The organism is Nocardia gamkensis NBRC 108242, assembly GCF_001612985.1.
Classification (GTDB): domain Bacteria; phylum Actinomycetota; class Actinomycetes; order Mycobacteriales; family Mycobacteriaceae; genus Nocardia; species Nocardia gamkensis.
The window spans coordinates 33,425-41,245 of sequence record NZ_BDBM01000070.1; the positions used below are offsets into that span (position 1 = coordinate 33,425).

At 70.8% G+C, this 7,821-nt stretch carries 1 protein-coding gene (running past one end of the window); it reads left to right on the plus strand.

The window, feature by feature from the left end:
* Positions 1 to 7,821, plus strand: part of the annotated coding region (locus NG1_RS32365; RefSeq protein ID WP_062977290.1) for a non-ribosomal peptide synthase/polyketide synthase (this coding region is incomplete at its 3' end). The annotated region extends 21,536 nt beyond the left edge of the window; 7,821 of its 29,357 annotated nt are in view.

Below are 7,821 nucleotides of genomic sequence, written 5' to 3' on the forward strand. Positions count from 1 at the left end.
ACCGACCCTGCTGGCGCGGCCGGACGCCGGTCGCGAGATCACCTCGCTGTCCGGCGAGTACTTCTTCGAGCTGGACGAGGCGACCACCGCGCGGCTGACCACGCTGGCCGGCTCGCTCGGCGTCACCCCGAACACCGTGTTGCAGACGGCGTGGGGCATGCTCGTCGGCCGGATGACCAGCCGCGACGACGTGCTGTTCGGCACCACCGTCTCCGGGCGTCCCGCCCAGCTGTCCGGCGTGGAGGCGATGGTCGGTCTGTTCATCAACACCGTGCCGGTGCGGGTGCGCTTCGACTCGTCGGAGTCCGTGCGCGATCTGCTGGTCCGCACCCAGGGCGAGCAGGCCGACCTGCTCGACCACCACTATGTGGGCCTGGCCGACATCCAGGCGGTCGCGGGCATCGGCGGACTGTTCGACACGCTCGTGGTGTTCGAGTCCTACCCGGTGGACGCCGCGGGCCTACAGGCGCAGGCCGCGGACATCGACGGCATGGCCGTGGTCGGCCTCGACGCGGCCGACGCCACACACTACCCGCTGACCCTGATCGCGCAGCTGGATTCGCGGCTGCGGGTGCGCGCGGGCTACCTGCGCGACCTGTTCGACGAGCAGACGGTGCGCCGCATCGCCGACCGCCTGATCCGGGTGCTCACCGCGATCACCGCCGCGCCCGACGCGGTGGTCGGCGACATCGAGCTGCTCGACACCGCCGAGCGCGAACTCGTGCTGCGCGGCTGGAACGACACCGAGTTCGATGTGGCCGCGGCCTCCGCCGACGGCGCGACCCTGGTCTCGATGTTCTACGACCAGGTGGAACGCACTCCCGACGCGACCGCGATCACGTTCGAGGGGACAAGTCTCTCCTATGCCGAGTTCTCCTGGCGGGTGAACCAGCTGGCGCGCTGGCTGATCGCGCGCGGCGTCGGCGCGGAATCGTATGTGGCGCTTGGCATGCGACGCTCGATCGATCTGGTGGTCGGCATGTACGCCGTCGCCGTGGCCGGTGGCTCGTACGTGCCGCTGGACCCTGATCACCCGGCCGAGCGCACCGAATACATCCTCGGCACGGCCGACCCGGTGTGCGTGCTGACCTCCGGCAGCGATCTGGACATCGACACCGCGCAGGTGCGCATCGATCTGCTCGACCTGAAGGGGCTGTCGGAGGCTCCGGTCACCGACGCGGATCGTCGTGCGCCGCTGCGTCCTTCGAATACCGCGTATGTGATTTTCACGTCGGGTTCGACGGGTCGTCCGAAGGGTGTTGCCGTCTCGCACGCGGCGATTGTCAACCGTCTGGTGTGGATGCAGACGGCCTACGAGTTGACCGCCGATGATGTGGTGTTGCAGAAGACGCCTGCGACGTTCGATGTGTCGGTGTGGGAGTTCTTCTGGCCGTTGCAGGTCGGTGCTCGCCTGGTGGTGGCGAAGCCCGATGGGCATCGCGACCCGGCTTACCTCGCGGAGATCATCAGCGCCGAGAAGGTGAGCGTCACCCACTTCGTGCCGTCGATGCTCGCGGTGTTCGTGGCGGATGCCGCTGCGGCGCGGTGTGGTTCGCTGCGGTTGGTGTTCGCCTCGGGTGAGGCGTTGCCGCCGAAGCCCGCGCATCGTTTGCGTGAGCTGACCGGCGCCGCGTTGCACAACCTCTACGGTCCGACCGAGGCCGCGGTCGACGTCACCTTCCACGAGGTGGTCGATGCCGACGCCGAGACGGTGCCGATCGGTGCTCCGGTGTTCAACACCCAAGTGTTCGTGTTGGATGCGCGCCTGCGTCCGGTGCCGGTGGGTGTCGCGGGTGAGTTGTATCTGGCGGGCGTCCAGCTCGCACGGGGTTACGTCGCGCGTCCCGACCTGACCTCCGACCGGTTCGTGGCGAATCCGTACGGGGAGCCTGGTTCGCGGATGTACCGCACCGGTGACTTGGTGGCGTGGAGCGAGCACGGTGAACTGGAGTATCTGGGCCGTACTGATTTCCAGGTGAAGTTGCGTGGTCTGCGTATCGAGTTGGGTGAGATCGAGCAGGCGCTGACCGGCCTGGAAGAAGTCGCCCAAGCGGTCGTCGTGGTGCGCTCGGACGCGCACGCGGGCGACCAGCTCGTCGCGTACGTCATCCCCGCTCCGGACACCGCGCTGGACACCGACCTGGTCCGCGAGGACCTGGCGCGGCAGTTGCCCGCGTACATGGTGCCGTCGGTCGTGATCGTGCTGGAGGAATTCCCGCTCAACGCCTCCGGCAAGCTGGACCGCAAGGCGTTGCCCGCGCCGGTGTTCGAGGCCGCGGTGTTCCGCGCCCCGACCACGCCGGTCGAGGAGATCGTCGCCGCGACCTTCGCCGACGTGCTCGGCCTGGAGCGGGTCGGCTTGGACGACGACTTCTTCGCCCTCGGCGGCAACTCGCTGTCGGCCACCCAGGTCGCCGCGAGGCTGTCGGCCGCGCTGGACACCGACCTCGGCGTGCGCGAACTGTTCGAGGCGTCCACCGTGGTCGCGCTGGCGGCGCGCGCGGAGACCAAGGCGGGCGTCGGCGGCCGTGCGCCGCTGGCGCCGCAGCAGCGACCGGAGCTGGTTCCGCTGTCGCTGGCCCAGCAGCGCATGTGGTTCCTCAACCGCTTCGACCCCGACTCGGCGGTGGACAACATCCCGGCCGCGGTACGGCTGTCCGGGCTGCTCGACCGGCAGGCGTTGCAGATCGCCGTCGCCGACGTGCTGGCCCGCCACGAGTCGCTGCGCACGTTCTACCCCGAGGTGGACGGCGCGGCGCGTCAGCAGACCGTGGCCACCGCGAAGGTCATCCCCGATCTCACGCCGGTCGACGTCACCGAAGCCGAACTGCCCGAGCAGCTCGCGCGGCTGATCGGCACGGCCTTCGACGTCACCGCCGAGGTGCCGTTCCGCGCCCGGCTGTTCGAGATCAGCCCCACCGAGCACGTGCTCGCCCTGGTGGTGCACCACATCTCGGCCGACGGTTTCTCCATGGGCCCGCTGACCAGGGACGTGATGACCGCCTACGGCGCCCGCGTCGACGGCGGCGAGCCCGCCTGGCGTCCGCTGGAGGTGCAGTACGCCGACTTCGCGCTGTGGCAGCGCCAGGTGCTCGGCGCCGAGGACGACCCGAGTTCGGTGATCTCCGAGCAGATCTCGTTCTGGTCGGACACCCTGCGCGGCCTGCCCGAGCAGCTGGACCTGCCCGCCGACCGGCCGCGCCCCGCGATCGCCTCCGGCCGCGGCGCCACGCACGTCTTCGAGATCGACGCCCAGACCCACGCCCAGCTCACCGAACTCGCCCGTACCAGGGGCGCGACGCTGTTCATGGTCGCGCACACCGCGCTGGCCGTGCTGCTGTCGCGGCTGTCGGGCGAGGACGACATCGCGATCGGCACGCCGGTCGCGGGTCGTGGCGAGCGCGCGCTCGACGACCTGATCGGCATGTTCGTCAACACCCTGGTGCTGCGGACCCCGATCGAGTCCGGTGCGACGTTCACCGAGCTGCTGCGTTCGGTGCGCGCCACCGACATCGCCGCGTTCGGGCACGCCGACCTGCCGTTCGAGCGGCTGGTGGAGATCCTGAACCCGGCGCGTTCGCAGGCGCGCCACCCGCTGTTCCAGGTGATGCTGTCGTTCCAGAACACCGGCCAGAACAGTCTCGAGCTGCCCGGTCTGACGGTGAGCGGTGTCGACCTGCCGATCGACGTCGCCAAGTTCGACCTGCAATTGGTGCTGTCGGAACGCGATGCCGAAACCGCGAGCGGCACCGGCGCGGGCATCGCCGCCGAGCTGATCTACGCCACCGACCTGTTCGACCCGGCCACCATGGCCGAGTTCGGCCGCCGCTTCGGCCGGTTGCTGAAGGCCGTCGCCGCCGAACCGGACCGGCCGATCGGCGACATCGCGCTGCTGGACGAGCAGGAGACCGCGCAGGCGCTGCGCGGCTGGAACGACACCGCCCGCGACCTCGGCCCGGCGACCACGCTGGTCGAGGAGTTCGCCGCGCAGGCCGCGGCCACGCCGGACGCGGTCGCCGTGGTCGACCCGGTCGGCGGAACGGTTCTGAGCTACGCCGAATTCGCCGCCCGGGTGCGGCGGCTCGCGCGCCGCCTCATCGAGGCGGGCGTCGGCCCGGAGACACTGGTCGCCCTGGGCATGCGCCGCTCGGTGGACCTGGTCGTTGCCGCCTACGCGGTGCACGCCGCGGGCGGCGGCTACGTGCCGCTGGACCTGGACCAGCCCGCCGACCGCGTGCACTACGTGCTCGATTCGGCCGACCCGGTCTGCGTGCTGACCACCGCGCGCGACGCGTTCGACGGCGCGGGCCGCGCGACGCTGAACATCGACGAGCTGGACCTGTCCGGCTACCCGGACGCACCCGTCACCGACGCCGAGCGCATCGCGCCGCTGCGCCCGCAGCACCCGGCGTACGTGATCTTCACCTCGGGTTCGACCGGACGTCCGAAGGGCGTCGCCGTGCCGCATTCGGCGGTCGTCAACCAGATCCGCTGGATCACCGGCGAATACGGCATCGGCTCGGACGACGTGGTGCTGTTCAAGACCCCCGCCACCTTCGACGTGTCGGTGTGGGAGCTGTTCGGCCCGCTGAGCACCGGCGGGCGCATCGTGGTGGCGAGCCCGGACGGGCACCGCGACCCGCAGTACCTCGCCGAGGTGATCGCGGCCGAGCGGGTCACCATGACCTCGTTCGTGCCGTCCATGCTGAGCGTCTTCGCGGCCGGTATCGACCCGGCCGACGTCGGCGCGCTCGCCTCGCTGCGGACGCTGTTCGTCGCCGGTGAGGCGTTCACAGCCGACGCGGTCGTCGCCATCCGGCGGGTGAGCGACGCGGCGCTGTACAACCTGTACGGCCCCACCGAGTTCACGGTGCACGCCACCCACGGACCCGTCGCCGACGAGGTGGACGGCGCTGTGCCGATCGGCCTTCCGGTGTGGAACGCGCAGGCGTACGTGCTGGACGCGCGCCTGCACCCGGTGCCGCCGAACGTCGCCGGCGAGCTGTACCTCGCGGGCGATCAGCTGGCGCGCGGCTACTTCGGTCGCGCGGATCTGACCGCCGACCGGTTCGTGGCCAACCCGTATGGGGAGCACGGCGCGCGGATGTACCGCACCGGCGACCTGGTCACCCGGGACGTCACCGGCGCCATCGAGTACTTGGGCCGCACCGACTTCCAGGTGAAGCTGCGCGGTCTGCGCATCGAGCTCGGCGAGATCGAGACCGCGCTGACCGCCCACGAATCGGTCGCGCAGTCGGTCGCGCTGGTGCGCTCCGACGCGCACACCGGCGATCAGCTGGTGGGCTACGTGGTGCCCGCGAACGGCGCCACGGTGGATGTCGAGGCGTTGCGGGCGCACCTGTCCGCGCACCTGCCGTCGTACATGGTGCCCGCCGCGATCGTCGTGCTCGACGCGATGCCGCTGAACCCGAACGGCAAGCTGGATCGGCGCGCGCTGCCCGAACCCGTCTTCGAGGCACGGGAATTCCGCGCACCGTCGACTCCGGTGGAGGAGATCGTCGCCGATGTCTTCGCCGAGGTGCTGGGCCTGACGCAGGCCGGCGCCGAACGCGCGGTCGGCCTGGACGACGACTTCTTCGACCTGGGCGGCAACTCGCTGATCGCCACCCAGGTGGTGGCCAGGCTCGGCGCCGCGCTGGACACCCGGATCCCGGTCCGCACCCTGTTCGAGGCGCCGACCGTGGCCGCGCTTGCGGCCCGGGTGGAGACCCACCAGGGCACCGGCCGCCGTCGTGAGCTCGTCGCGGGCCCGCGCCCGTCCAAGATCCCGCTGTCGCTGGCGCAGCAGCGCATGTGGTTCCTGAACCGCTTCGACAACCAGACCGCGGTGAACAACATCCCGCTCGCGGTCCGGCTCACCGGAACGCTGGACACCGAGGCGCTGCGTCAGGCCGTCGCCGACGTGGTCGACCGGCACGAGGTGCTGCGCACCGTCTACCCGGAGACCGCCGACGGCCAGGGCGTGCAGGTGGTGCTGCCCGCCGGGCACAACGCCATCGATCTCGCCCCGATCGAGGTGTCCGAGGCCGAGATCTCCGACCGGATCAGCGAACTGGTGCTGACCGGCTTCGACGTCACCGCCGAGGTCCCGGTGCGTGCCGCGCTGTTCCGCATCGCGGGCTCGATGGACGGCTCGCAGCCCGACACCCACGTGCTGGTGTTCGTGGTGCACCACATCTCCGGTGACGGCTGGTCGGTGCGTCCGCTGGCGCGCGACGTGATGGTGGCCTACTCCGCGCGTTCGCGCGGCGAGGCGCCCGCCTGGGCTCCGCTGCCGGTGCAGTACGCCGACTACGCGCTGTGGCAGCGCGAGACGCTGGGCGCCGAAGCCGATCCCGCGTCGCTGATCGCCCAGCAGGTCGCGTTCTGGTCCGACACCCTGGCCGGACTGCCCGATCAGCTGGACCTGCCGTCGGACCGCTCGCGTCCCGCGGTGGCGTCCAACCGCGGTGGGGTGTACGAGTTCTCGCTCGACGCGCGGCTGTTGCGCGAGCTGAACGCGCTGGCCCGCGCGAACGGCGCCAGTCTGTTCATGGTGGTGCACGCGGCGTTCGCCGCCCTGCTGGCCCGGTTGTCCGGCAGCGACGACATCGCCATCGGCACCGCGGTCGCGGGCCGCGGTGAAGCGGTGCTCGACGACGCGATCGGCATGTTCGTCAACACTCTGGTGCTGCGCAGCGCGGTCGATCCCGCGAAACCGTTCACCGAACTGCTGGCGCGCACCAAGGACACCGACCTCGCGGCGTTCGCGCACGCGGACCTGCCGTTCGAGCGGCTGGTGGAGATCCTGAACCCGGCGCGTTCGCAGGCGCGCCACCCGCTGTTCCAGGTGATGCTGTCGTTCCAGAACACCGGGGAGGCCACCTTCGAGCTGCCCGGCCTGGAAGTGGCCGGTGTTCCGCTGGACGTGGTGACCGCGAAGTTCGACCTGCACCTCAACCTGGCCGACCGGTTCGACGCCGGGGGCGCCGCCGACGGCATGACCGCCGAATTCGCGTACGCGACCGACATGTTCGACGCCGACACCATCGCCGGTGTCGCGTCGCGGCTGGTGCGGATGCTGACCGCGATCGCCGCGGACGCGTCGGTGACCATCGGCGACGTCGAGCTGCTCGACAGCGTCGAGCGCACCGAGGTGCTGGAGCGGTGGAACGACACGGCGCATCCGGTGGACCCGGCGGCCACGCTGGTGTCGATGTTCGCCGCGCAGCTGGCGCGGACCCCGGACGCGCCCGCGGTGTCGTTCGAGGGGACGACTCTGTCCTACGCCGAGTTCGCCGGCCGGGTGAACCGCCTTGCCCGCCACTTGATCGAGCTGGGCGTCGGCCCGGATTCGATGGTCGCGCTCGGCATGCGCCGCTCGATCGACCTCGTGGTCGGCATGTACGCGGTGAGCGTCGCCGGTGGCGCGTACGTGCCGCTGGACCCGGACCACCCGGCCGACCGCACCCGCTACGTGCTCGACACCGCGCAGCCGGTGTGCGTGCTCACCACCTCGCGCGACGGTTTCGACGCGGGCACGACCCCGGCTGTCGAGATCGATGTGGTCTCGCTGGCGGGGTACTCCGACGAGCCGCTGATCGACGCGGATCGCCGCGCGCCGTTGCGTCCGTCGAACACCGCGTACGTGATCTTCACCTCCGGTTCGACCGGCCGCCCGAAGGGTGTGGCGGTCTCGCACGCCGCGATCGTCAACCGCCTGGTGTGGATGCAGGACGAGTACGGCCTGGACGACACCGACGTGGTGTTGCAGAAGACCCCGGCCACCTTCGACGTGTCGGTGTGGGAGTTCTTCTGGCC